General features: G+C 73.5%; 19 protein-coding genes. 8 read left to right on the top strand and 11 right to left on the bottom strand.

Going from position 1 to position 23,983, the window contains the following annotated elements; genetic code table 11:
* The 4 genes from ACFXA3_RS07115 to ACFXA3_RS07100 form a co-directional block, all read right to left on the bottom strand.
* Nucleotides 1-1,140 (bottom strand): serine hydrolase domain-containing protein (locus ACFXA3_RS07115; RefSeq protein WP_385183090.1); only part of this gene is annotated, 1,140 nt, incomplete at its 3' end.
* 124 nt (nucleotides 1,141-1,264) lie between these two features.
* On the bottom strand, nucleotides 1,265-2,107 hold the full coding sequence (locus tag ACFXA3_RS07110; RefSeq protein ID WP_385183087.1) for a C40 family peptidase: 843 nt from the start codon (nucleotides 2,105-2,107) through the stop codon (nucleotides 1,265-1,267).
* Between the two features lie 134 nt (nucleotides 2,108-2,241).
* Complete coding sequence (locus ACFXA3_RS07105) at nucleotides 2,242-6,168, bottom strand: helix-turn-helix domain-containing protein (protein ID WP_385183084.1); 3,927 nt, start codon at nucleotides 6,166-6,168, stop codon at nucleotides 2,242-2,244.
* A gap of 175 nt (nucleotides 6,169-6,343) precedes the next feature.
* Nucleotides 6,344-6,709 carry a hypothetical protein gene (locus ACFXA3_RS07100; RefSeq protein ID WP_385183082.1) on the bottom strand — a complete coding sequence of 122 codons (366 nt, stop codon included), beginning with the start codon at nucleotides 6,707-6,709 and terminating at the stop codon, nucleotides 6,344-6,346.
* Nucleotides 6,710-7,050: 341 nt separating this feature from the next.
* Here ACFXA3_RS07100 and ACFXA3_RS07095 point away from each other — a divergent pair, with 341 nt between their 5' ends.
* Both ACFXA3_RS07095 and ACFXA3_RS07090 read left to right on the top strand, forming a co-directional pair.
* Nucleotides 7,051-9,159 (top strand): SpoIIE family protein phosphatase, encoded by a 2,109-nt coding sequence (locus ACFXA3_RS07095; protein ID WP_385183081.1) that lies wholly within the window; start codon nucleotides 7,051-7,053, stop codon nucleotides 9,157-9,159.
* A 197-nt stretch (nucleotides 9,160-9,356) separates the two neighbouring features.
* The gene (locus tag ACFXA3_RS07090) at nucleotides 9,357-10,271 is read left to right on the top strand and encodes an endonuclease/exonuclease/phosphatase family protein (protein ID WP_385183079.1); all 915 of its coding nucleotides are present in this window, start codon (nucleotides 9,357-9,359) and stop codon (nucleotides 10,269-10,271) included.
* A gap of 2 nt (nucleotides 10,272-10,273) precedes the next feature.
* On the opposite strand, the gene ACFXA3_RS07085 is transcribed toward ACFXA3_RS07090, so the two are convergent.
* On the bottom strand, nucleotides 10,274-11,149 hold the full coding sequence (locus ACFXA3_RS07085; RefSeq protein ID WP_385183076.1) for a hypothetical protein: 876 nt from the start codon (nucleotides 11,147-11,149) through the stop codon (nucleotides 10,274-10,276).
* A 90-nt stretch (nucleotides 11,150-11,239) separates the two neighbouring features.
* Nucleotides 11,240-11,683 (bottom strand): nuclear transport factor 2 family protein, encoded by a 444-nt coding sequence (locus tag ACFXA3_RS07080; RefSeq protein WP_385183073.1) that lies wholly within the window; start codon nucleotides 11,681-11,683, stop codon nucleotides 11,240-11,242.
* A 110-nt stretch (nucleotides 11,684-11,793) separates the two neighbouring features.
* Between ACFXA3_RS07080 and ACFXA3_RS07075 the strand changes: the two genes are divergently transcribed.
* Nucleotides 11,794-12,363, top strand: a complete 570-nt coding sequence (locus ACFXA3_RS07075; protein ID WP_385183071.1) for a PadR family transcriptional regulator — start codon at nucleotides 11,794-11,796, stop codon at nucleotides 12,361-12,363.
* Entirely contained in the window at nucleotides 12,350-13,141 is a 792-nt protein-coding gene (locus tag ACFXA3_RS07070; protein ID WP_385183068.1) for an SGNH/GDSL hydrolase family protein, read from the top strand. Before ACFXA3_RS07075 ends, ACFXA3_RS07070 begins: the two co-directional genes overlap by 14 nt.
* A gap of 40 nt (nucleotides 13,142-13,181) precedes the next feature.
* On the opposite strand, the gene ACFXA3_RS07065 is transcribed toward ACFXA3_RS07070, so the two are convergent.
* From ACFXA3_RS07065 to ACFXA3_RS07050, 4 genes are all read right to left on the bottom strand, one after another.
* A complete protein-coding gene (locus tag ACFXA3_RS07065; RefSeq protein WP_385183066.1) occupies nucleotides 13,182-15,182 on the bottom strand; it encodes a hypothetical protein in 2,001 nt (666 codons plus the stop codon).
* A 90-nt stretch (nucleotides 15,183-15,272) separates the two neighbouring features.
* Entirely contained in the window at nucleotides 15,273-16,037 is a 765-nt protein-coding gene (locus ACFXA3_RS07060) for a hypothetical protein (protein WP_385183064.1), read from the bottom strand.
* 42 nt (nucleotides 16,038-16,079) lie between these two features.
* On the bottom strand, nucleotides 16,080-16,445 hold the full coding sequence (locus tag ACFXA3_RS07055; protein ID WP_385183061.1) for a hypothetical protein: 366 nt from the start codon (nucleotides 16,443-16,445) through the stop codon (nucleotides 16,080-16,082).
* A gap of 87 nt (nucleotides 16,446-16,532) precedes the next feature.
* Complete coding sequence (locus ACFXA3_RS07050) at nucleotides 16,533-17,228, bottom strand: aspartate/glutamate racemase family protein (RefSeq protein WP_385183059.1); 696 nt, start codon at nucleotides 17,226-17,228, stop codon at nucleotides 16,533-16,535.
* A gap of 496 nt (nucleotides 17,229-17,724) precedes the next feature.
* On the opposite strand from ACFXA3_RS07050, the gene ACFXA3_RS07045 reads away from it, so the two are divergent.
* Nucleotides 17,725-18,861, top strand: coding sequence for a permease (locus ACFXA3_RS07045; protein WP_385183056.1), 1,137 nt, complete (start codon nucleotides 17,725-17,727; stop codon nucleotides 18,859-18,861).
* A gap of 99 nt (nucleotides 18,862-18,960) precedes the next feature.
* Entirely contained in the window at nucleotides 18,961-21,297 is a 2,337-nt protein-coding gene (locus tag ACFXA3_RS07040) for a HelD family protein (RefSeq protein ID WP_385183054.1), read from the top strand.
* Between the two features lie 42 nt (nucleotides 21,298-21,339).
* Here the strand turns inward: ACFXA3_RS07040 and ACFXA3_RS07035 are convergent, their stop codons facing one another.
* A complete protein-coding gene (locus ACFXA3_RS07035) occupies nucleotides 21,340-21,483 on the bottom strand; it encodes a hypothetical protein (protein ID WP_385183051.1) in 144 nt (47 codons plus the stop codon).
* Between ACFXA3_RS07035 and ACFXA3_RS07030 the strand changes: the two genes are divergently transcribed.
* Nucleotides 21,464-23,041 carry a dolichyl-phosphate-mannose--protein mannosyltransferase gene (locus ACFXA3_RS07030; RefSeq protein ID WP_385183048.1) on the top strand — a complete coding sequence of 526 codons (1,578 nt, stop codon included), beginning with the start codon at nucleotides 21,464-21,466 and terminating at the stop codon, nucleotides 23,039-23,041. The two genes, ACFXA3_RS07035 and ACFXA3_RS07030, sit on opposite strands and share 20 nt — an antisense overlap.
* A gap of 97 nt (nucleotides 23,042-23,138) precedes the next feature.
* Nucleotides 23,139-23,983 (top strand): NTF2-like N-terminal transpeptidase domain-containing protein (locus tag ACFXA3_RS07025; RefSeq protein ID WP_385183045.1); only part of this gene is annotated, 845 nt, incomplete at its 3' end.

The raw sequence follows: 23,983 nt of genomic DNA, 5'->3' as shown, positions 1-23,983 counted from the left end.
GCCCAGGGCCGTGTTCGCGGCGCCCCTGTTCGAGGTGTTCGCCACCGCGGCGAGGCTGCGCTTCCCGTCGCGCGTGGCGAAGGCGTACGTGTAGAAGCCCTGGACCGTGCCCGTGTGCCCGTACACCGAGGTACCGCACGACAGGTCGTAGCGGCGCAGGCCCAGACCGTAGAAACGGGTGTTCGTGGTGTCGGTCGGGGTCACGGTGAGCATGGCGTCCAGCATCGCGGGCGCCAGCAGCTTGCCGCCGAGCAGCGCGGACATGAAGGTGTTCAGGTCGGCCGCGCTCGAGATCATCGCACCGGCGGACTGCGCCCAGGAGACCGTCTGCTCCGTGGAGTCGACCAGCGGCGCGCCGGCCTCGTCCGGGGTGAGGTAGCCGTGCAGGTGCGCACCCTTGATCTGCGTCGAGGGGTGCACGTACGAGGTGTTCTTCAGCTTCAGCGGCTTGATGATGCGGCGGTCGTACTCCTTGGCCACGGCGTTCCCGGTGGCCTTCTCGATGAGCATGCCGACGACCACGAAGTTGGTGTTGGAGTAGCTGTACGCGACGCCCGGCTCGCTCGTGCGCGGCTCGCGCAGCGACAGCGCGACCAGCTCCTGGTACGTGAAGACCTTGTTGCGGACGGCCTCGAAGCCGGGCACGGTCTTGTCGAACATGGCGTTCGTGTAGTCCGACAGCCCACTGCGGTGGGTGAGCAGATGACGCACCGTGATCCGGTTGTCCGGCAGCAGCCCGGGCAGGTACTGGTCGACCGGGGCGTCCAGGCTCAGCTTCCCCTCGTTCACCAGCTGGAGCAGGACGACGCTGGAGAACGTCTTCGTGACGCTGCCGATCCGGAAACGGCCGTTCAGGTCCATGGCCGCACCCGTGGTGCGGTCCTGCACGCCCACCGCACTGGTCAGCGGAGCCCCGGAACCGGTGATGCGGACCATGGCGCCCGGCGCCCCGGCCGCGGTGGTGTTCTTCAACGCCTGCGTCACGGCGTCGAGATCGGGCGTCGGCGCGGGCGCGGCGGCCGTCGCGGTGCCGGTGAAGGGGCTCGCGGCCGCCTGGGCGGCGGTCGCCGGGACCACACCGGCCACCACGGCGAGCAGGGCGGCGCTGAGAGTCAGGCGTCGGTCGAGAGGCAGGCGCACGTTGTTCCTCAACTACGAGATGACGGACTGGGTTTCGCGTCGGGGCCCACCGCCGCGCAAGCGGTCGAGTCCCCGGCTTGCGATCGTACGTGCTGGTCGGACGGGGTCCGAGCCGCGTACCGCCTCAGAAGGTGCACGCAGGGACGTTTTCCAGCCAAGCGGTGCCCTGGACGTAGATGTTGGTGACCCATGCCCCGTAGTCGGGCAGATAGGACCAGGCGTCGTTGGTGTAGCCGTCGGAGGTGACCTCCTGCGCGTGCTTCTGGCACTGGACGCGGATCGTGGTCGGCCCCGGGAAGGCGTAGACCCGTGCGGACGCGGTGGACGGCTCGGCCTTGGTCCAGACACCGGTGCCCCACGTCCGGAACACGTGCCCGGTCAGCGGGCCCGGGTCGATCCGCACCGCACCGTAGTAGTCGCCGCCCAGCCGGACGTCACTGACCATCAGTTTCGTACCGGACTGCCGGGCTTCCGCCATCTTCCCCGCCCCCAGGTACACCGCGATGTGGTGCAGGTCCCGGGAGGTCCCCCAGACCAGCAGGTCGCCGGGGAGCAGCGGAGCCGTCCCCCGGGCCGCGGTGAAGCGTTCGGCCGCGTGGTGCGTGTAGTACTGGGCGCTGGCGTCCCCGTCGAGGATGTCGGAGCCGGTGGCCCGGGCGTAGGCGTGGCGCACCAGTCCCGAACAGTCGAACCCGAGCCGCTCGGGGTCGTGTTCGCTGGCCGGATCCGTGGGGTCCACCTGACCGTACGTGGGGCCGGGCTGCGCGCCGTGGCCGCCGCCCCACGTGTACCAGACGTCGGCCGCGACCTGGGCGCAGGCCGCGTCGACGGCCCGCTCGGCGGCGGCGGACGCCCCCGGGGCCAGGACCCGGCAGGATCCGTCGGCGGCCGATGCCGGCGCGGGGCTCCACAGGAGGCAGACCAGGAGTGCGATGAGCGTGCCGATGAGACCGGACCTGCGAAGCATGCGCGTTCCTCGATTCTCGTAGCCGTGGGGGCGCTGCCGGACGAGCCTGTCGGCCGCGGGCCGCCCGCGTCGAGGCTCCGGTGTCGCCCCGTGCGAACGGGCAACGGGAAACCCCCCCGGGAAACCCCCGGCCGTCAGGGCTGCCGCGCGGCGCGCAGCCGGCCGATCTCCGCTAGCCGGGCCCCGGCGTCCGGGTTCCACAGCCGTACCGTGCCGTCGTTGCTGCTGCTGGCCACCGTCCGCCCGTCGGGGGAGAAGACCACCCCCCACACCGCGCTGGCGTGCCCCGTCAGGGCGGCCCACAGCCGCCTCCCGGCCACGTCCCACAGCCGTACCGTACGGTCGTTGCCGCTGCTGGCGAGCGTCCGCCCGTCGGGGGAGAACGCGATGGCGCGGGCGGATCCGGTGTGCCCGGCCAGCACGGCCTCGGCCTCGAACCGCCGGGCGTCCCACAGCCGTACGGTGCCGTCGTTGCCGCTGCTGGCCAGGGTCCGCCCGTCCGGGGCGAACGCGACGGCCCGGACCGCGCCCGCATGGCCGGTCAGGGTGGCCAGCGGCCGCCTCCCGGCCACGTCCCACAGCCGTACCGTCAGATCGTCTCCGGCGCTCGCCAGCGTGCGGCCGTCCGGGCTGAACGCCACGTCGTTCGCGAAGTCCGCGTGCCCGGTGAGCGTGCCCAGCGCCGAACGGGAGGCGACGTCCCACAGCCGGACCGTACGGTCGGAACCGGCCGACGCCAGCATCCGCCCGTCGGGCGAGAAGGCCACCGCGAACACGGTCCCGCCGTGCCCGGTGAGCGTGCCCAGACCCGTACGGGAGGCCACGTCCCACAGCCGGACCGTTCCGTCGGAGCCCGCCGAGGCCAGCGTCCGCCCGTCCGGGGAGAAGGCCACCGAGAACACCGACTCCGTGTGCCCCGGGAACGTCGCCACCACCCGGCGGCCCCCCACGTCCCAGAGCAGGACCGTGTGATCGGCGTCCGCGGTGGCCAGCAGCTTCCCGTCCGGGCTGTACGCGGCGTGCCAGATCTCGGTGAACGGGCGGGGGGCCAGCACCGGCCCGCGCAGGTCCCACAGCACCACCGACTGGTCGAAGGCCGCGGTGGCCAGCATCGTGCCGGCGGCGTCCACCGCGACCGCGAGCACGTAGTCGGTGTGCCCCGACAGCGTCGAGGTCAGCCGGCCGCTGCGCACGTCCCACAGCCGCGTGGTGCCGTCGCCGCTCCCGCTGACGACCGTGGCGGAGTCCGGGGTGAAGACCACCGCGTTGACGTCGTCGTTGTGCCCCGTCAGCGTCGCCGTCGTACTGCGCTGCGCCACGTCCCACAGCCGCACGGTCCGGTCGGCGCCCCCGGAGGCCACCGTCCGCCCGTCCGGTGCGAACGCGACCCCGAGCACCTCGCCGGTGTGCCCCTCGAGCACGGCGAGCTGACGGGCCGCCACCGGGTCCCACAGCCGTACGGTCCGGTCGGTGCCCGCCGACACGAGGGTCCGGCCGTCCGGCGCGTACGCCAGGGCGTTGACCCGCCCGGTGTGGCCGGTGAGCAGCGCGAGCGCCGCCCCGCCGCCCTCGGGATCCCACAGGCCGACCGTCCCGTCGGCGCCCGCCACGGCGAGCGTCCGCCCGTCGGGGGAGAAGGCCACGGCCCGCGCGTCCGCCGTCTGCGGCGGGAGCACCGCGAGGGGGTGCCCCGCCGTGTCCCACAGCCGTACCGGCCCGTCCGTGGACGTCGCCGCGAGGGTGCGGCCGCCGGGGCCGAAGGCGACCCCGCGCACCCGGCCCGGCATGGTCAGGGTCGCCGTCGTCCGCCGGTCCGCGATCCGCCGCAGCAGCACCTTCCCGTCCGAACCGGCACTCGCCAGCAGCCCGTTGCCCGGGCCGAAGGCGACCGCGTTGACCGGGCCGCCGTGGCCGCCCAGGCGGGCGAGGAACGGCTGGGCCTGCGTGCTCAGCAACGCGCCCCGCGCCTCGGGCGTCGCCCGGGTGCGGTACGCCTCCTCGGCGAGCCGCATCGACGCCTCGGGCTGACCGGCGGCGAGGGAGGTCGACCGCACCGCGAGGGCCTGGGAACGGGCGATGCGCTCCTGGCCGAGCGCCCCCTCCCGCTGCCGGTACGCCAGCGCCCCCGCGGTCAGGGCCAGGGCCAGCAGGACGACGAGCATCGCCAGCATCCGCTGCCGGCGCCGGACCTGACGCAGCTCCTGGGCCCGCCGGGCCTCCTCCGCGGCGCGGCTCGCGCGCAGGAAGGCCGCCTCCGACGGGCCGAGCCGGCTCGTGCCGTCCAGTTCCTCGGCCCAGAGCCCGGCGCCCTCCAGCCTGGTCCCGCGGTACAGGACCGACGGATCGCGGCCCTCGCGCTCCCACTCCTCGGCCGCCTGGCCCAGCTGCCGGTGGACCAGCAGCCCGTCCCGGTCGGCGTGGATCCAGCCGCGCAGCCGCGGCCAGGCGTGCAGCAGGGCCTCGTGGGTGATCTCGACGGTGTCGCTGTCCAGCGTGATCAGCCGGGCCCGGACGAACGCGTCCAGGGCCGGCGCGGCCCGGTCCGCCGCTGCGAACTGCTCCATCAGCGCGGTCCGGCCGATGCGCCGCCGGGTCGCCCCGGCGTCGTCCGCGACATGGACCAGCGCCACCAGGATCCGCCGGATCGTCCGCTGTTCGGCCGGGTACAGGCGGGCGAACACGCTCTCGGCGGTGTGGGCGACGGCGCCCTGGATGCCGCCCGAGTCCTCGTACCCCGCCACCGTCAGGGTGGCGCCCGCGCGCCGCTGCCAGGTGGCCATCAGCGCGTGCGACACCAGCGGCAGCGCGCCGGACGGCGTGTCACCGGGCCCGGCCGCCGGGGCGGCGGCCGTTCCGGGCTCCGCGCGCAGGCCCGCGTCCCGCAGGAGCAGCGGGACCAGGCCCGGTTCGAGCGTGAGCCCGGCGAGCTCCGCCGGGCGGGTGATGGATTCGCGCAGCTCCGCCACGGACATCGGGGGGAGGACGAAGAGCCCGTCGGTGAAGACCGGGGCCAGCTCGGGGAGGTCCAGGCAGCTGCCGGTGAAGTCGGCCCGGACGCCGAGCACCACGACGGCCGGGTCGTGCAGGGCCGTCTCCGGCCCGGGCCCCGGACCCGGCTCGGGCCCCGGCCCCGCCGCCGGACCCGGCTCCGTGCCGGAAAGGGCGCACAGGACGCGGACGAATCCGCGCCGCTCGTCCTCGTCGGAGCAGAGGGTGAAGAGTTCCTCGAACTGGTCGACGAGCAGGACCGGCCGGATCGTGGGCCGCCCGCCCTCCCCGGCCGCCGCCGGGGTATCGTCCGCGAGGCCGTGGACGGCTTCGAGCAGCCGCCGCGGCCGCTCGCGCAACTCCCTTACGGTGATGCCGAGATCGCCGCCGAGCACCTTCGCGGTGCAGTCCAGCAGCTCCTGGAGGGGATGGGAGGTCGGCGTGAACCGGATGATCGGCCACCCCTCCGCGCCCGCCATCGGGAAGCCTCCGGTGCTCCGCAGGGCCGGTACGAGACCTGCGCTGAGCAGGGACGACTTACCGGCCCCCGACCGGCCGACGAGCATCAGCGGGCCGCTGCCGATCCGTTCGAAGACCCGTTCGGCGAGGGCGGCGGTCACCCGTTCGCGGCCGAAGAACCAGCCCGCGTCCCGCGAGGTGAACGCGGCGAGTCCGCGGTACGGGCACCCGCCCGACGACTGCGGCCCGGACGGCCGAGGCCCCGCCGACTGCGGTCCGGAACCGGGCCGGGCCCGGGGGACTTCCGGATCGGGGACCAGCTGCAAAAGGGTCCCCCCGGCCTCCAGCACGCGGTCGCAGCGCAGCGCGACGTCGTGGGTGACGCGCTTGGCCCCGGTCTCGATCTTGCTCAGGTAGCCCTTGCTGTAGTGCGTCCGGCGGGCCAGATCGGCCAGCGAGAGGCCGCGCTGCACCCGCAGCCGGCGCAACTGGACGGGGAAGGACGCGACGGTGTCTTCGGTGGTCTCGGTGGTCTCGGTGGCGCCTCCGGCCCGGTCGGCCTCGGGTGCATCGTGCTGGTGGTCGGCATTGCGTCCGCGGTCCGGGTCCCCCACGGCATCCCCCATGGCGCAGCGCGCCCAGGTTGTGAGACGGAAGGTCCCAGGCTACCGCGGGGGTGGGACGCCGGGGCGCGCGTCGGTCCCGGCGTGGCGCGAACGCGCAAGCAGCGCGACCCTCCGGGACCGCCGGGGGAGCGGCGGATCCGGAGGGCCGCGAACGGGCTTCCGGCTACGGCCGGTTGAGGGTGATGGAGTTGATCGGCGTCAGGTTGGCGTAGACGCCCCGCTGCTGGGCGATGGGCGCCCCGCAGCCCGCACCGCCCGAGCCGGTGCACAGGCTCGCGGTGGCCCCGCCGTACTGGTTGTTGAGGACCCAGTGGTTGCCGTACTGGTTGCTCAGGTTGTGGGCTCCGTAGCTGGTGAAGACGTGGCTCGGCTTGACGGCCGGGTTCTGGTCCTGCGGGTAGATGCAGACCGAACCGTACGGACAGCCGGCCCAGTCGTCGGCGGGCCTGGCGTCGGCCGCGCCGCTCAGTGCCACGACGGCTGCGGCGGTGGTGGCGAGTGCGGCGGCGCCGCGGAGCATCTTGCGCATCTTGTCCCCCTGTTGGGTTGCCTCGATGTGGGCGGTGTGTTGACGTCCTCAGAGTTGCCCGCCCGGACCGGGGGGTCGACGGGTTTCCTGTTGCCCGTCGGCCGCCGCACCGGGAAACCGCCCCTGACCTGCCCGGCCTCCGGCGCAGGGGCAACCCGGCAGAGGCGGGCGGGCCCCCGGCCGCCTCGCCGCGGGACGTCACCGGAGGTCACCGCCCGGCTCCCGTGCGCCGCCGTGATGTCCTCCTCCCCGATGGCGGGCAGAATTGAGGGGGCAGCCCGTGTCCGCCGTGCGGGCGCCGGTCAGCCACGCGCGAGCCGCGCGCAGAAGGGGGCCTGCCGATGCCATCGGACCGGCTGGGGGACGCGCAGGATCCCGGCCCGATCCGGTCCGAACCGGGGTCCTTGCTGGAACACGTGGTGGTGGCCGTCTTCGGCTTCGACGACGAGGACCGCATCTGCTACTGGGGCCCCGGCGCACAGAACCTGTTCGGCCACGAGGCCGGGTCGGTGCTGACCCGGCCCGCCGCGCTCCTCTTCCCCGGGCCGGCCCCCGGCGACGACGGCCCCGGCGCGGCGGCACGCCTCGCGGAACGCGCCCGCACCCTCGGCTACTGGCGCGTACGGCTGCCCGCCCTCCACCGGGACGGCAGCGTGTTCGACTGCGGTTTCCGGGTCTTCCCGCTGACCGGGGCCACCGGAGCCTCCGTCGTCCTGGGCCTGGCGAGCCGGGGCGACGAGCTGGACCGGGTGAAGACCAACCTGTCCTTCCTCGACGCCCTCTTCGAGACCTGCCCGATCGGCCTCGTCATGCTGGACGAGGACCTGCGCTACGTCCACCTCAACCAGGCCCTGGCCGACATGGACGGGGTCCCGCTCGACGCTCACCTCGGCCGCCCGATGGCGGACATCATGATCACCTCGGACGGCGGGGAGTACCAGCGCATGCTGCGCACCGTGGCCCGGGAGGGGCGTACCGTGATCGGCGCCCTCGTGGGCCTGCGCACGCCCGGCCACCCCGACCGAGACCAGGTGCGCTCGGTCAGCTTCTTCCCGCTCAGCGGTGCCGGCGACACCCGGCGCGGCCTGGGCGGGCTGCTGCTGGACGTCACCGACCGGGAGCAGGCCATCCTGGAGGCGACGGCCGCCCGGCAGCGCCTCGCCCTGCTCGACCGGGCCGCGGCCGGCATCGGCACCACCCTGGACCTGAACACCACCGCCCGCGAGCTGGTCGCCGCGGTGGTCCCGGAGTTCTGCGACGCCTGCGTCGTCGAACTGGTGGAGTGGATGGACGAAACCGAGGACTTCGACCCCGGGCTGCCCCTGATCACCCGCCGGATCGCCTCGGGCACCGTCCTGCCCGAGCCCGCCGTCGAGCTGGTGAGCGGCCTGGAGGAGGTCACGTACCCGCCGGGCTCCAGCATCCACCAGATGCTGGGCTCGGGCCGTCCGCTCTGCTTCACGGTCGACGCGGACTTCGCGACCCGCACCGTCGTCCACCAGCAGCGGGCGAGGCTGCTCCTGGACAGCGGGCTGACCTGCATCGTCATCGCCCCGCTCATCGCCCGCGGCACGGTGCAGGGCCTGGCCATGTTCGGCCGCTCCGCCGCCCGGCCTGCCTTCGCCGAGGCGGACCTCGGCCTCGCCGGCGAACTGGCCTCCCGGGCCGCCCTGTGCCTGGACAACGCCCGGCTGTACGGCAAGGTCCGGGACATCGCGCTCACCCTCCAGCGGGCCCTGCTGCCGAGCGCCCCCGCCGCCGGACCGTACGTGGACATCAGTCACCGCTACCTGCCCGGAAGCCGCGGCACCGAGGTCGGCGGCGACTGGTACGACGCCATCACCCTGCCCGGAGACCGGGTGGCCCTCGTCGTGGGCGACGTGATGGGGCACGGCGTCCCCGCCGCCGCGGCCATGGGCCGGCTGCGGATCACCGCCAAGACGCTCGCCCGGCACAACCCCGAGCCCGTCGCCCTGCTCGAGGAACTCGACCTCTGCGCCCAGGAGGCCGGCATCGAGTGGGCGACCTGCCTGTACCTGCTCTACGACCCCCACACCGGCCGCGCCCGCATCGCCAACGCCGGCCACCCGCCGCCCCTGGTACGGCACCGGGACGGGAGCGTGCACACCGTGGGCGACGTGCCCGGCGTGCCGCTCGGCGTGGGCGGCGTGCCGTACCGGTCGGTCGAGGTGGAACTGCCCGAGGGCGCCACCGTGGCCCTCTACACCGACGGTCTCGTCGAAGCCCGCGGCCGGGACATCGACACCGGCATGGACGCGCTGCGCGAGCAACTGCGCGCGCCGCTGGGCTCGCTGGAGGAGGCGGCCGACCGGATCCTCGCCAACCTGCTGCGCGACACGGCGACCGACGACACGGTCCTCGTCCTCGCCCGGGTCGGCACCGTCCCCGGCACCGTTGCGGGCCGCGGGCCCGCCGGGCCCGCGGCCTGAGGGGAACCGGACCGCCGCCCGGCGCGTCGTCGTACGGGCGGTGCCGTGCGGCCGGTCACGACGCGCGGAACGCCGGGCCGGGCGGAGCGGGGCGGGGGAGCGGGGCGGGGGAGCGGGGGAGCGTGGGCGAACGGGGGTGGCGCCGGCCGTGGCACGGGCGCGGGCGGGGACGCGGCCGGGGACGCGGCCGGGGATGCGTGCTCGCCGGGCTCGCGGTCCTCGCCTGCTGCCTGCTTGCCTTCCACGGCGCGGTGCCCGACGTGCCCGGCCGCCCCGGCAGCCTGCTGGAGGCGTTCCTGCCCTGGCTCGGCCTGGCCGTCCCGGTCCTCGCGGCCCTGGCGCTGCTGCGCCGCTCGCCCGTGGCCGGGTGGGCGGTCCTGCTGCCCGCCGCCGCCTGGCTGGGCCTGTTCGGCGGCTTCCTGCTGCCCGGTGACGGCCGGAGCCCCGATCTCCTCGCCGTCCAGCACAACGTCGGCGACGAGAACCCGGATCCGGCCGGCACCGCGCGCGCCCTCGCCGGGACCCGGGCCGACCTCCTCGCGCTGGAGGAGCTGACGCCCGCCGCCGCGCCGGCCTACGCCGCGGTGCTGGCGCCGCAGTACCCGTACCACGCGGTGCAGGGCACGGTCGGACTCTGGTCCAGGCACCCCCTCGCGCAGGTGCGGCCGGTGGACATCAGACCGGCGGGCGCGGGGGCGGGCTGGAACCGCGGGCTGCGGGCCACCGCCCGTACGCCGCACGGCGACGTCGCCGTGTACGTGGCGCACCTGCCCTCCGTACGGCTCGGCCCGGCGCACGGGTTCGACTCCGTACGGCGGGACGAGAGCGCCCGCCTGCTCGGCGCCGCGATCGCCGCGGAGCCGGCCGGCCCGCTGGTCCTGCTCGGGGACCTCAACGGCACCGTCGACGACCGGGGGCTGGCGCCGGTCCTGTCGCGGCTGGACCCGCCGAGCCGGGACTTCGCCTTCAGCTGGCCCGCACCGCTGCCGCTGGCCCGGATCGACCAGGTCCTGACCCGCTCGGCGACCGTCACCCGGATCCGGGCGCTGCCGGAGACGGGCAGCGACCACCTGCCGGTCGCCGCCCGCATCGCCTGGCCCGGCCCCCGCTGAGCTCAGCCGGCCGCGGCCCGTGCGTGGACGAGGTCGGTGAACCGCCGCAGCCCGTGCTCGCCGTGACCCATGAACAGGTTGGGTTCCACGAGCTCCAGTTCCATCACGACCGGCGATCCGTCGTCCGCCGAGGCGATGTCGACCCGCGCGTACAGCGGGGCCGCCGCCCCCGGGACCGCCGCCAGCGCGGTCCCGGCCAGGGCCAGTTCGGCCTCGGACGGCAGGTGGGGCACCAGGTCCGGATGCGGTACGCGGTCGTTGTCGACCACTCCGACGTCGGTGAGCACCGGGCCCTTGCGGATCGCATGGCTGAACACGCCGCCGAGGAAGACGAGTGCCCGTTCGCCCTCGTCGATCCGGGACAGGTACGGCTGCACCATCGCGGTCGAGCCGCCCGCGTGGAGGGCGGCGACGTGCGCGGCGGCCCGCTCGTGATGGTCCTGCGCGTACCGCGCGGTGTCCCGCGCTCCGGCCGAGACGGTCGGCTTGACGACGAACTGGCCGTGCGCGGGCAGGTCGACGGCCTCGCCGGGGGCGATGAACCGGGTCGGTACGACGGGGACGCCCCGGGCCGCGAGCTCCCCGAGGTAGCGCTTGTCGGCGTTCCAGCGCAGCAGCCCGGCAGGATTGTCGAGGCGCGTCACGCCCTGAACCGCGTCGGCCCAGGCCAGGTACTGCGCCCACCGCTCCGGGTAGCCCCAGGTGGACCGGACGACCACGGCGGCGCATGCCGACCAGTCGAAGTCCGGGGCGTCCCAGGCCGCCGCCACCGCGTCGACGCCGCTGGCGCGCAGCGCGTCGAGCATCAGCGGCAGATCGGCGTCCCAGGCCAGCCCCAGGTCCGACGTGGCCAGCGCCACACGGGTGGTGACGGTCATCCGCGGCTCCCCCTTTTTCCTCGCCCGCGGTGCCCGCGGTCGTGCTGCGTGCCCGGATTCCGTTCCTCCCCGGCCGCCGGGCCGCCCAGCCTAACCGGCCACGCTGCCCGAGGCCGGAGCCGGGGCCAGGCCGTCGGCGACCAGCCCGGCGAGCACCGCCTCGCCCAGGGCGTGCACCGCTGACCGGGGCCGGACCATCACCGTGAACTCCTTGATCCGGCCGTCTTCGGCGAAGTGCAGCAGGTCGATGCCGTGGATCGCCTTGCCGTTCACCGTCGCCCGGAACAGCAGGATCTCCGACGGGGCGACCGCGCCGTCGACGCTGGTCTCGGCACTGCCCGCGTACTGCCCGACGTAGCGGAAGTCCCCGAAGGTGCGCAGCAGCACCCCGAAGAGGCCGAGCACCATCGGCCGCCCTTCGAACGGCGTGAACTTCACGGGGCTGTACAGGCGCACGTCCTCGGTGAACAGGTCCTCCAGGGCCGCGAGGTCACGGCTGTCGACGGCGGCCCGGAAACGGTCTGCTGCGGTCACGGCTTCTCCCTGATGTACGGCTACTCATCAATGTGATTAGTCAGATTCTTGAGTATCATGCGGAGGGCGTCCGGGAACAGGGGCGGCAGCGACGAGGAGGAGGCGATCCGATGGCTTTGCACCACGCCGTACTGGCGGCGCTGCTGGACGAGGAACTGAGCGGCTACCAACTGGCCAAGGCCTTCGACCTCGGCGTGGCGAACTTCTGGCACGCGCTCCCGCAGCAGCTCTACGCCGAGCTGACCCGGCTGGAGAACGACGGGCTGATCACGGGCCGCGAAGTGGTCCAGGACGCCCGGCCCAACAAGCGCCTGTTCACCGTCACCGACGCGGGCCTCGCCGAGCTGGAGCGGTTCACCGCCTCCGCCGCCAAGCCCTCCTCCATCCGCGACGACCTCGTCGTCAAGGTCCAGGCCGCCGACCACGTCGACACCGCGACGCTCGTCGACCGGCTCACCGAACGCGCCGCCTTCGCCCGGGCCAAGGCCGAACTCTTCGGCAAGCTGCTGCGCACCATGCGCGGCGACCGCACCGAGGAGGACTTCCTGCGCCACGGCGAGCGCGTAGGCCCTTATCTGACCTGCCTGCGCGGCCTCGCCTTCGAGCAGGGCAACCGCGACTGGTGCGAGCGCACGATCGCCGTCCTGCGGGAGCGGGAGGCGGCCCGTGCCGGACACTGAGCACCCGTACCGGTACCTGCGCTACGTCGCCCTGGGCGACAGTCAGACCGAGGGCCTCGGCGACGGCGACGACGCCACCGGGCTGCGCGGGCTCGCCGACCGGCTCGCCGAGCAGCTCGCGCTCCACAGCCCCGGCCTGCGGTACGCCAACCTGGCCGTCCGCGGCAGGCTGGCCGGGCAGGTCCGCGCCGAGCAGCTCGCCCGCGCCCTCGCCCTGCGCCCGGACCTGGCCACCGTGGTCGCCGGGGTCAACGACGTGCTGCGGCCCCGGTTCGACGCCGACGAGGTCGCCGGCCACCTGGAGGCGATGTTCGCGGCGCTCACCGGCCAGGGCGCCCGCGTCGCCACGCTGACCTTCCCGGACCTCGCGCGGATCACCCCGCTCGCCCGCCCCCTCTCCCCGCGCGTGAGCGCCCTCAACGACCGGATCCGCGCGGCGGCGGGCCGCCACGGAGTGGTCCTCGTCGAGACGGGGCGCCATCCGGTGGTCACCGACGCCCGCCTGTGGAGCGCGGACCGGCTGCACGCCAGTCCGCTCGGCCACCGGCGGATCGCCGCCTCGCTCGCGCACGCCCTCGGCCTGCCGGGCAGCGACGACTCCTGGACGCACCCGCTGCCGCCCGATCCCGTGGCCCCGCCCGGCGTTGCCGCCGAACTGCGCTGGGCCGCCGCGTTCCTCGGGCCGTGGCTGGGCAGACGCCTGCGCGGCCGCTCCTCGGGGGACTTCCGTACGGCGAAGCGCCCGGACCTCCTCCCCGTGGAGCCGGCAACCCCGTGAAGGACCAAGGGCAGCGGCCCCGTCTGACGGCACGGGACGACTAGTCGAGGGCGCGTGACGCGGCACGGGCCTCCAGCGGGTGGCGGTGCCGGACGGCGGAGGCGATCAGGGCGCCCGTGGAGGTCAGGCAGACCACGAGGGAGGACACGGTGAGCCACAGGAACACGGCGACGTCGGCCACCTGGAGCGCGGAGGTCGCCAGCAGTGCCGCGACCATGCCGGCGCCGTAGACGACGTTGAGCCGGCGGTTGGCGTACGAGTACACCCCCTCGTCGTTGTCGGCCGGATGCTGGCGCCGGTTCTGGGCCCGCTCCAGGAAGATGCTGAGCGTGGCCACGACGGGGATCACGCTGGGCCACTCGGTGTGGTCCACGAAGAACGGCAGGAACGTCGCGACCAGGCAGATCAGCACGCAGAGCAGATTGCCCCAGATGACCCGCCGCAGGTCCTTGCGGTGGGGGACGTAGTACAGCCGGAGCGTGGTCCGCCCGACCCGGTGGGCCGGCTCCCCGACGGCGCCCCCGTCCGGGCCGGACTCCCCGAAGCGGACGGCGAACTGCTCCGGCAGGTCGCGATGGGCCGCGTCCCGCCGGTCGGAGGGCGCGCGGACCGGCTCGATGCTCCACCGCGGGTCGGACATCCCGATGCCGGCCAGTTCGACCCCGTCGGGCGTGGGTACGGCCAGCTGGTTGCGGGCCTCGGTCGGCAGGCAGAGTTCCAGCTCCGCGGTGACCCCGATCAGCCCGTGGCGGCGCAGCACGCACGCGCCGTCGTAGCCGTACCGCAGCCTCGGGGAGGTCCCGTACGCCGTGTCCAGGTCGGCGACCAGCGGCAGGTGGCGGGTGGCCGCGCGGATGCGGTCACCCAGGTCGCCCCGGGTGGCCTCGGTCGCCGTCTCCAGGAGCGCCGCGACGGTCTCGTGCTGGCGGCTCTGCACGGCGGAACTCAGGGCGCTGGAGATCTCCCGGTGCGAGGCGCGCACCTCGATGCCGCGGCCCCGTCCGGCGGCGGCGCCGGCATGCTCGCCGTCCCCTTCGTCCCCGTCGTCCCCGCCGTCGTCGGCGAGCCAGTACGAGACGGCGTTCGCGATGTACGACTGCACCTCGACCCGCTTCAGCGAGGGCACCACACCGCCGTTCGCGTCCCTGATGTCGAGCTTGTCCAGCGTCTCGCCGTAGTCCCACGGGAAGATGTCGATCACCGCACGGGTGCTGCCGGTGCCGGAGGCGTGCAGCGTCGAGGTGACGGAGTGACGCGTCTTGCGCCGGCCGACCACCTCGACCATGTGGTCGCGGCGCATGACGGTGTGCGGGAAGTGCGCGAACTCCTCCGCGACGGACAGGCTCGCGGACACCTCGGGCATGCCCCGCCGCTCCGCCCCCCGCGCGGCCGCCGGCGCGAGCGCCGCCGTCAGCGTGGGGACGGGGGCCCGGCGCTCGCTGTAGTACGTGACCAGGTCGCGGGCGAGCCGGCCGATCCGTGCGGCGGCCAGGTCGTGCGGGGGACGGGCGCCGGCCAGCAGGCCGTCCAGCCGGACGATCACCCGGCCCTCGACGTCCGTCCGGGCGGCGAGGATCAGCGCGACGGACCGCACGACCTCCGCCAGCACGGTCAGGTCCCGCGACTCCGCCCCGGAGTTCAGGGCGGCCGCGGCCGCCCTGCTCCCCGCCTCCGGATGGCCGGCGAGCAGGGCCGTGTGGGAGAAGGCCGCCAGCCGGTTCAGGGCGCGGTCGGGGTTCGAACACGCCAGATGGTGGACCTGTGCCACGTACCAGCCGATCCGGTCGGTGCGGAACGGGTCGAGCGGCTGGTGGTAGTACGCGGCGGCGAGCCGGTGCGCGCGCCCGAGGGTGGCGCCCTCCTCCGCGCCGAGCCGGTCGAGCAGGTCCTTGCGCAGCAGCGGGGGCAGCCGGAACTCCTCGACGGCCGCCATGGGGCGGGACTCGACGACCGGCAGCCGGACCAGCGGCCCGCTGTCGGCGGGGACGCCGAGCGCATCGGCCGTGTACTCGACGATGTCCGGGTCGAACCAGTCGTACACGCAGAGGTGTTCGAGCAGTGAGCGCCGTGCGGGCGGCAGCGCGGCGAAGGTGCCGCGGACGCGGCGCAGGACGAGGTCCGTGTCCAGGGGTCAGCCCTCCCGGGGGAAATGGGACAGGAACTCCGCGATCGCCGAGGGCAGTCCGTCCAGTCTGCTGCACAGTGCCTCGGCCGAGTCCTTGAGCTCGTCGATGCCGGCCAGGTCGATCCATTCCTGGACGGTCGCGGCGTCGAAGGGGGTCAGGATCAGATTGCGGACGGACCCGGCGTACGGGTGGGAGAGGCTCGGGACGCTGCGCCCGGCGAGGAAGACGGTGATGCGGCGGGTGGCCAGCAGGTCGGGCAGGAAGCCGGTGCTGATCCAGCTCTGCAGCGGGGGCTCGCACCGGTCGAAGCCGTCGAGCACCACGATCGGCCCGGAGCCGGAGCCGGAGCCGGAGCCGGTCGCCGACTCGGCCAGGCGCGCGACGAGTTCGTCGCTCAGCGCCGAGTTCTGGGTGTCGCGGTCCGCGTTGACGCTCAGGGCTATGTCGAGGTGCGACCGGTTCATCGACATGCCCTGGAGGTTCACCGTCGGCACCTCGCCGTAGCGCTGTTTGAGCGCCCGGAAGGAGTCCATGCGGACGCCCTGCCCGGCGGCCTGCCGGGCGATGTCGTTCAGTACGTCGAAGGCGGCGTACGCGGTCTCGAGGTCGACGTAGCAGACCGTGCTGTCGCCGTGCCGCCGGTGGACCTCCACGAGCAGGGCCGTTTTGCCGATCCCCGCGTCGCCCTCGAAGAACAGGGCCCGGTGCGAGGCCCCTTCGCCGATCGCACGGGCGGCGTGCGCCAGGTGCTCGGCGCGGTCTACGTGCACGCTGTCTTCCCCCCGGAAGTCCCCTGAGTGCGGCCGGCCGGGTCAGCTCCGGCCCGCTCCGCCCTGCGGCCCGCCGGGGCCGGGGCCCGGGCCGCGGCCGGGGGTGGTGCCCGGGTCGGGGTCCGGGTCGTCGTCCTTGCGCACGACGATGGTGCTCTTCTTGACCTTCGAGTCCACGAGCCGGATCTTGCCTTCCTTGAAGGTGCTGATCCATGACTTCAGCACCTTCGAGCGCTTCGCCTGGAGGACCTGGTCGCCCGGGTCCGTGTCCGGAGCCGCCTCCACGACGCCGCTCCACGGCCGCAACCGGAGCTTCGTGATCCGGTGCCGCATGGACCACAGGAACAGGCCCAGCACCACCACGACGACCACGACCACGGCAGCCTGCTGCCAGTTCTCGACGACCACGCCCACCCCCCTGATGGCTTGATGGCGTCGAATGATGGCACGGGGCGGACCGGCCGGTTCCGTGCACCGGTGGATTCAAGCCAAACGTCAACGCGCGGACAGCGCCGCCTCGACCGCGGCTTCGGCGTGGATCCGTGCGGTGGGGAAGACGGGCACGGGGCTGTCCCCGGCGCCGATCAGCAGCTCGATCTCGGTGCAGCCCAGGATGATCCCCTGGGCGCCGTCGGCCACGAGTCCGGCGATGACGCGCTGGTAGGCGGTGCGCGACGGTTCGCGGACGATGCCCTGGCACAACTCCTCGTAGATGACCCGGTGGACGAGTGCGCGCCCGTCGGCGTCCGGGACGCACACGTCCAGTCCGGCCGCCGCGAGCCGGCCCCGGTAGAACTCCTGTTCCATCGTGAACGCGGTGCCCAGCAGTCCGATGCGCGTCAGGCCGGCCGTCTTCACGGCGTCGGCGGTGGCGTCGGCGAGGTGCAGCAGCGGCACCGAGAGGCCCTCCTGGACCCGGTCCGCGACCTTGTGCATGGTGTTCGTGCAGATGAGCACGAGATCCGCGCCGGCGGCTTCCAGCCGTCCCGCGGCCTCCGCGAGCAGGTCGCCGGCCTCGGCCCACCGGCCCTCGGTCTGGAGCTGCTCGATTTCCGCGAAGTCCACGGAGTACAGCACGCAGCGGGCCGAATGCAGACCCCCGAGCCGGTCGCGGGTGAGCTGGTTCAGCAGCCGGTAGTACTCGGCGGTCGACTCCCAGCTCATTCCACCGAGCAGTCCTATCGTCTTCATAAGTGAAAACGATAGCATCCCCGATCATCCATAAGGATGACTTTGGTTTCCTTTCGTGGTTCCTGTAGGCGCCCGCCGCCGGTGTCCGGCCTCCGGCCGGCCCGGATCACCGGCGGCGGGCGCTGGTGTCAGGACTCTGCGGACCCTTCCCGCATGACGTTCTGAAAGGCCGTCATACACGCCATGCAGTGGTGGTCCGTTTCGGCGCTGCCGCCCGGCTGGAGGGGGCGGCCGCACAGGGTGGCCCGGCGGTCCCGGGCGACGACGTGCCATACGAGGCCAGGCCCTGAGGCCGCCTCACCGACCTGCATTTCATACATGAGAGTGCTCCATGTGGTGGACAGCTCTTGTACCCACCAAAGCAGTGCACGGCGCCGAAAGCCTGACGGGTGAGCCGTCCGGGTGACGCCCGCCCGGCCCGCGCGTCGCCCGGCCGGGGCGACCGGGGTCGGCCTAGGGTGGCGCCCCGCGGCCACGGAAGGAGGGATCGGGGGCCATGCACGCGATCCTGCACGCACTGTCGATCACCGGTGCGATGACCTGGCAGATCACCTGGGCGTTGATCCTGGGGTTCCTCCTGTCCGCCGTCGTCCAGGCCGTGGTGCGGAAGTCCACCGTCGTCTCCCTGCTCGGTGACGACCGCCCCCGCACCCTGGCCGTCGCCGCCGGGCTCGGCTCGGCGTCGTCCTCGTGTTCGTACGCCGCCGTCGCGCTGGCGCGGTCGCTGTTCCGCAAGGGCGCCGACTTCACCGCCGCGATGGCCTTCGAGATCGCCTCCACCAATCTGGTCATCGAGCTCGGGGTGATCCTGGCCCTGCTGCTGGGCTGGCAGTTCACCCTGGCGGAGTTCGTCGGCGGCCCGGTCATGATCATCGTTCTGGCGGTGCTGTTCCGGCTGTTCCTGGGCGAAGGGCTGCTGCGCGGGGCGCGCGAGCAGGCGGAGCGGGGGCTCGCCGGGTCGATGGAGGGGCACGCGGCGATGGACATGTCGGTGCGGGGCGAGGGCTCCTTCGCCCGGCGGCTGCTGTCCGGGGACGGCTTCACCTCGACCGCGCACATCTTCGCCATGGAGTGGGCGGCGATCCTGCGGGACCTCGTGATCGGCCTGCTCATCGCCGGGGCCATCGCCGCCTGGGTGCCGGACTCCTTCTGGCAGTCCTTCTTCTTCGAGGGCCACCCGCTCGCGGCGAAGCTGTGGGGTCCGCTCATCGGCCCGCTGGTCGCGATCGCCTCGTTCGTCTGCTCCATCGGCAACGTCCCGCTGGCCGTGGTGCTCTGGAAAGGCGGTATCAGCTTCGGCGGCGTCGTGGCCTTCATCTTCGCCGACCTGTTGATCCTGCCGATCCTCAACATCTACCGGAAGTACTACGGGAGGCGGATGGCGCTCTTCCTGCTCGGCACCTTCTACCCGGCCATGGTGATCGCCGGCTACGTCGTGGAGTTCGGCTTCGGGGCCCTGGGCCTCATCCCCGATCCACAGGACGCGCAGATCCCGATGGAAGGCGTGAGCTGGGACTACACGACCTGGCTCAACATCGTGTTCCTGCTGCTGGCCGGGGCCCTGCTGTGGAGGTTCTTCCGTACCGGCGGGCGCTCGATGCTCCGCATGATGGGCGGCGCCCCCACCCGGTAGCGTGCACGACCTCGACAGGGCCCCGTGCCACGAAAAATACCCCGGACCGAATTGACGGCCGGGGTATTCGTCTGGGTATATTTGACATTTCACGCGCTGATGAAATCAGGACGTGAAGAAGCTTTACGGGGACATCGTATCGGGTCGGGAGTGGAATTGTCAACCGTGGAATTCCGTAATGAACAGCAATTCATCGACGCGCTCTATGCGCGCCTCGACGACCTGCGCGACCAGGCCGAACGCGCCGTGCAGCACGCACTGGCCGGAACGGGGAGCGGGTTCCAGGCGCGACTGGAGCGCGACGTGCTCGTCGCCGAGCAGTCCGGCCTGCTTTCCGCGCTGAACGCTGGCGAGAACGGCCTGTGTTTCGGCCGCCTCGAGTTCTCCGACGGCCGGGACCACCACATCGGCCGCATCGGAATCAGGCAGGACGACGCGGACCGCACCCCCCTGGTCCTCGACTGGCGGGCCGAGGTGGCCCGCCCGTTCTACCTCGCGACCGGGCACTTCCCGATGGGGCTGCGCCGGCGCCGGCACCTCACCACCCGCGGGCGGGAGGTCACGGCCCTGCACGACGAGATCCTCGATCTCACCGACACCGAGCGCACCGGCCACGAGGGCGCCGACGCGGACGCCGTGCTGCTCGCCGCGCTCGACGCCGCCCGCACGGGCCGCATGCACGACATCGTGCAGACCATCCAGGCCGAGCAGGACCGCATCATCCGCTCGCCCCACCGCGGCGTGCTGGTGGTGGAGGGCGGCCCGGGAACCGGCAAGACGGCCGTCGCCCTGCACCGGGCCGCTTACCTGCTCTACGCGCACCGCGAGCTGCTCGCCAAGCGCGGCGTGCTGATCGTCGGACCCAACCCGGCGTTCCTCGGCTACATCGGCGAGGTGCTCCCCTCCCTCGGCGAGACCGGGGTACTGCTCTCCACCCTCGGCGAGCTGTTCCCCGGCATCCGGGCGACCGGCGCCGACCGGCCCGGCGCCGCCGCCGTGAAGGGCCGCGCCGCGATGGCCGAGGTCCTCGCACGCGTCGTGCGCGACCGCCAGACGCTGCCCGAGACCGTGCCCGCCGGCAGCGGCGAGGACAGCGCCGTGATCCCCGAACCGGCCCTGGAGATCGACCACGACGACTACGGCACCCTGCTGCTGGACCGGACCATGGCGCACGAGGCCCGGGACCGGGCCCGCGCCACCGGACTGCCGCACAACCTGGCCCGCCCCTACTTCGCGTTCCGCGTCATCGACGCCCTCACGCAGCAGCTCGCCGACCGGCTCGGCGCCGATCCGTTCGGCGGCCCCAACCTGCTGGGCGCCGACGACGTCGCGCAGCTCGGCAAGGAGATCGCGACCAGCGCCGAGGTGCACTCCGCGATCGACAGCCTCTGGCCGCCGCTCACACCGCGGCAGCTCATCGCCGACTTCCTCGCCGATCCCACGCACCTGCCGTCCCGCGAAGCCGAGTTGGTCCGGCGCACGACGCAGGACTGGACGCCGGCCGACATCCCGCTGCTCGACGAGGCCGCCGAGCTGCTCGGCTTCGACGACAGTGCGCAGCGCGCCGCCGAGGAGCGGCAGCGGCAGGAGCGCATCGCGTACGCACAGGGCGTCCTGGACCTGTCCCAGGGATCCGAGTCGTACGAATTCGAGGACATGGAGAACGAGTTCCTCGCCGCGCACGACATCATCGACGCGGAGCGGATGGCGGAGCGGCACGAGGAGGCCGACCACCGCAGCGCGGCCGAGCGGGCCGCCGCCGACCGCACCTGGGCCTTCGGGCACGTCATCGTGGACGAGGCGCAGGAACTGTCCGAGATGGCCTGGCGGTTGCTGATGCGGCGCTGCCCCACCCGCTCCATGACGCTGGTGGGCGACCCGGCCCAGACCGGCGACGAGGCCGGCTGCGGATCGTGGAACCGGATCCTGGCCCCGTACGTCGGGGACCGCTTCGAGCTGGTGCGCCTCGGCGTCAACTACCGCACTCCCGCGGAGATCATGGACGTCGCGGCCGCCGTGCTCCGGGCCCGCCACCCCGGATTCGAGCCGCCGAGCTCGGTGCGGTCCACGGGACGGCGGCCCTGGGTGCGGGCCACGGACGACCTCGCCCGTACCGTCGCGGACGCGGTGCGCGGCGCCACCCCGGCCGGCGAGGGGCGGGACGGCCGGCTGGCGGTGATCGCGCCGCGCGCGCTGCACGATGCGCTGGCCGTCGAACTGCCCGGCGTGCGGGCGGGGGAGGAGCCCGACCTCACCCGTCCGGTCGTCCTGTTGGACCCGCGGCAGGCCAAGGGGCTGGAGTTCGACTCCGTGATCGTCGTGGAGCCCGCGGACCACGAGCCGAGCGATCTGTACGTCGCCCTGACCCGGGCCACCCAGACCCTCGGCGTGATCCACACGGGCCGGCTGCCGGAGGGCCTGGACGGGCGGCAGTAAGCGGGGTGCCGGGCAGCGGGTGCCGGGCGGGGCGGTGGCGCGTCAGACCGCGGCCGGCGTGCGGAGTTCCAGCGGCTGCAGGGGCTCCGGCGGCTCCGGCCGCTCCCGGCGGTCGAGGCGCTCGAGTCCGGCCAGGCGTTCCAGCCCGCCCCGGCCCTCCGAGCAGTTGTGGACGGCGCTCGGCATCCCGCCGTCCGCGGCGGGGGCCTGGCAGCGCGTGCTGGCGTGGGCGGGGCCGGTGCTGGTGGCGCTGGTGGCGGGGGTGCTGCGCTTCGTGCACCTGGGCAGCCCGAAGGCGGTGATATTCGACGAGACGTACTACGCCAAGGACGCCTGGGCCACGATCCGGCAGGGCTACGAGGCGAGCTGGCCCAAGGACATCGACAAGTCGATCCTCGCCAACCCGGACGGGGTGGCCCTGCCGCTGGACCCCGGCTACGTCGTGCACCCGCCGGTCGGCAAGTGGGTCATCGGGCTCGGCGAGTGGATGTTCGGCTTCACGCCGTTCGGCTGGCGGTTCATGACGGCCGTGCTCGGCACCCTGTCGGTGCTGATGCTGTGCCGGATCGGGCGCCGCCTGTTCCGCTCCACGTTCCTGGGCTGCCTGGCGGGCGCGCTGCTCGCGGTGGACGGCCTGCACCTGGTGATGAGCCGGACCGCGCTGCTCGACCTGGTCCTGATGTTCTTCGTGCTCGCCGCGTTCGGTGCGCTGCTGATCGACCGGGACAGGGCCCGGGCCCGGCTCGCGGCCGCGCTCCCGGTGGACGAGGAGGGGCGCACCCGCCCGGACGTCACGGTCGCCGAGACGCTGCGCTTCGGCTGGCGTCCGTACCGGATCCTGGCGGGCGTCTGTCTGGGCCTGGCGTTCGGCACGAAGTGGAACGGCCTGATCGTGCTGGCCTTCTTCGGGGTGCTGACGGTCCTGTGGGACGCGGCGGCGCGCCGGACGGCGGGTGCGGGGGCCCCGTACGCGGCGATGCTGCGCCGCGACGCGCTGCCGGGCTTCCTGTCGACGGTGCCGGTCGCGGTGGCGGTGTACCTGGCCTCCTGGACGGGCTGGATCCTGAGCCCGGACAACGGCAAGGGCGGGTATTTCCGCGACTGGGCCGCCAAGAACGACCAGGGCAGTTCGCTGTCGTTCCTGCCGGAGTGGCTGCGCAGCCTGTGGCACTACGAGACCGAGGTGTACAAGTTCCACGTCGGTCTGACCTCGGGCCACACCTACGAGTCGAACCCGTGGAGCTGGCTGGTGCTGGGCCGGCCCGTCTCCTATTTCTACGAGTCCCCCGATCCCGGCACGGCCGGCTGCCCGGCGACGGAGGCGGGCAAGTGCGCCCGCGAGGTGCTGGCGCTGGGCACCCCGATGCTGTGGTGGGCGGGCTGCTTCGCGCTGCTGTACGTGCTGTGGCGGTGGTTCTTCCGCCGCGACTGGCGGGCGGGTGCGATCGCGTGCGCGCTGGGTGCGGGCCTGCTGCCCTGGTTCAACTACCAGGAGCGGACCATCTTCTTCTTCTACGCGGTGGTCTTCGTCCCGTACCTGTGTCTGGCGGTGGCGATGATGATCGGCGCCCTGCTGGGCCCGTCGGGCTCGTCGGAGCGCAGGCGCGCCCTCGGCGCGATCGCGGCGGGCGTGCTGGTCCTGCTGATCATCTGGAACTTCATCTACTTCTGGCCGATCTACACGGGCGAATCCCTCCCGATGGACTCCTGGCGGGGCCGGATGTGGATGGACTCCTGGGTCTAGGAGCGGTCCTGGCCGGATCCGGGGGGTACCGGTCCGGTAACAAGGTGTGCACGTCACCCTCGCGCAGCGTAAGGTCCGCACCAGGGGTTCTTTGAACATGTTCAGAGAACTGGGGACCACGGGGAGGAAGTACGTGAACGGGGCGGCGAAGGGTGCCATCGTCGGCGGGGTGTTCCTGGCGATGGTCGGCGGGGCCGGGTACGGGGTGTACACACTGGTCGACGACGCCGGCGGGGACGGCGGTGACGCCAAGGACGGCACCACAGTCCAGGCCGCGACGGCCGGCAGCGGGCCGGTCACCGACAAGGAGGCCGCACAGACCGCGAAGGCGTTCTTCGCCGCCTGGGCGGCCGGGGACGCGCGCGCGGCCGCGGAACTGACGAACGACGTGCAGGCCGCGCAGACCGCCGTGGCCGACTACCGGGCCAAGGCGTACGTGTCCAAGGCCGTGATCACCCCCGGGACGCAGACGGGCCCGACCATCCCGTTCGGCGTCGCCGCGGAGGTCACGTACGAGGGCGCCACCAAGCCGCTGGCCTACGAGTCCAAACTGACCGTCGTCCGCGGTTCGACCAGCGGGAAACCGCTCGTCGACTGGCAGCCCTCGGTGCTCCACCCGCAGCTGCGGAAGGACGAGAAGCTGCGCGCCGGCGCCCCCGCGGCCCCGCCGGTCAAGGCCGTGGACCGCAACGGCGAGGAGCTCAGCGCCGAGAAGTACCCGTCGCTGCGGCCGGTCCTGGACGAGCTGCGGCAGACGTACGGCGGCAAGGCGGGCGGCAAGCCGGGCGCCGAACTGTGGATCGAGCCGGCCGCGGAGGGCGCCCCGAAGCGGACGCTGCTGACGCTGGCGGAGGGCGAGCCGAGCACGCTGAAGACCTACCTGGACGCCAAGGTGCAGGCGGCGGCCGAGCGGGCCGTCGCCAAGTACCCGCAGTCCTCGGT

The organism is Streptomyces sp. NPDC059456, assembly GCF_042750055.1.
Classification (GTDB): Bacteria; Actinomycetota; Actinomycetes; order Streptomycetales; family Streptomycetaceae; genus Streptomyces.
This window is presented reverse-complemented; position numbering and strand designations above follow the sequence as displayed.

Excerpts from the sequence above, each read along its gene's own strand:
- ACFXA3_RS07110 (WP_385183087.1), bottom strand. The coding sequence starts at position 2,107 with ATGCTTCGCAGGTCCGGTCTCATCGGCACGCTCATCGCACTCCTGGTC.
- ACFXA3_RS07100 (WP_385183082.1), bottom strand. The coding sequence starts at position 6,709 with ATGCGCAAGATGCTCCGCGGCGCCGCCGCACTCGCCACCACCGCCGCA.
- ACFXA3_RS07035 (WP_385183051.1), bottom strand. The coding sequence starts at position 21,483 with ATGCCGAGCGCCGTCCACAACTGCTCGGAGGGCCGGGGCGGGCTGGAA.
- ACFXA3_RS07085 (WP_385183076.1), bottom strand. The coding sequence starts at position 11,149 with ATGACCGTCACCACCCGTGTGGCGCTGGCCACGTCGGACCTGGGGCTG.
- ACFXA3_RS07095 (WP_385183081.1), top strand. The coding sequence starts at position 7,051 with ATGCCATCGGACCGGCTGGGGGACGCGCAGGATCCCGGCCCGATCCGG.
- ACFXA3_RS07045 (WP_385183056.1), top strand. The coding sequence starts at position 17,725 with ATGCACGCGATCCTGCACGCACTGTCGATCACCGGTGCGATGACCTGG.
- ACFXA3_RS07050 (WP_385183059.1), bottom strand. The coding sequence starts at position 17,228 with ATGAAGACGATAGGACTGCTCGGTGGAATGAGCTGGGAGTCGACCGCC.
- ACFXA3_RS07040 (WP_385183054.1), top strand. The coding sequence starts at position 18,961 with ATGAAATCAGGACGTGAAGAAGCTTTACGGGGACATCGTATCGGGTCG.
- ACFXA3_RS07075 (WP_385183071.1), top strand. The coding sequence starts at position 11,794 with ATGGCTTTGCACCACGCCGTACTGGCGGCGCTGCTGGACGAGGAACTG.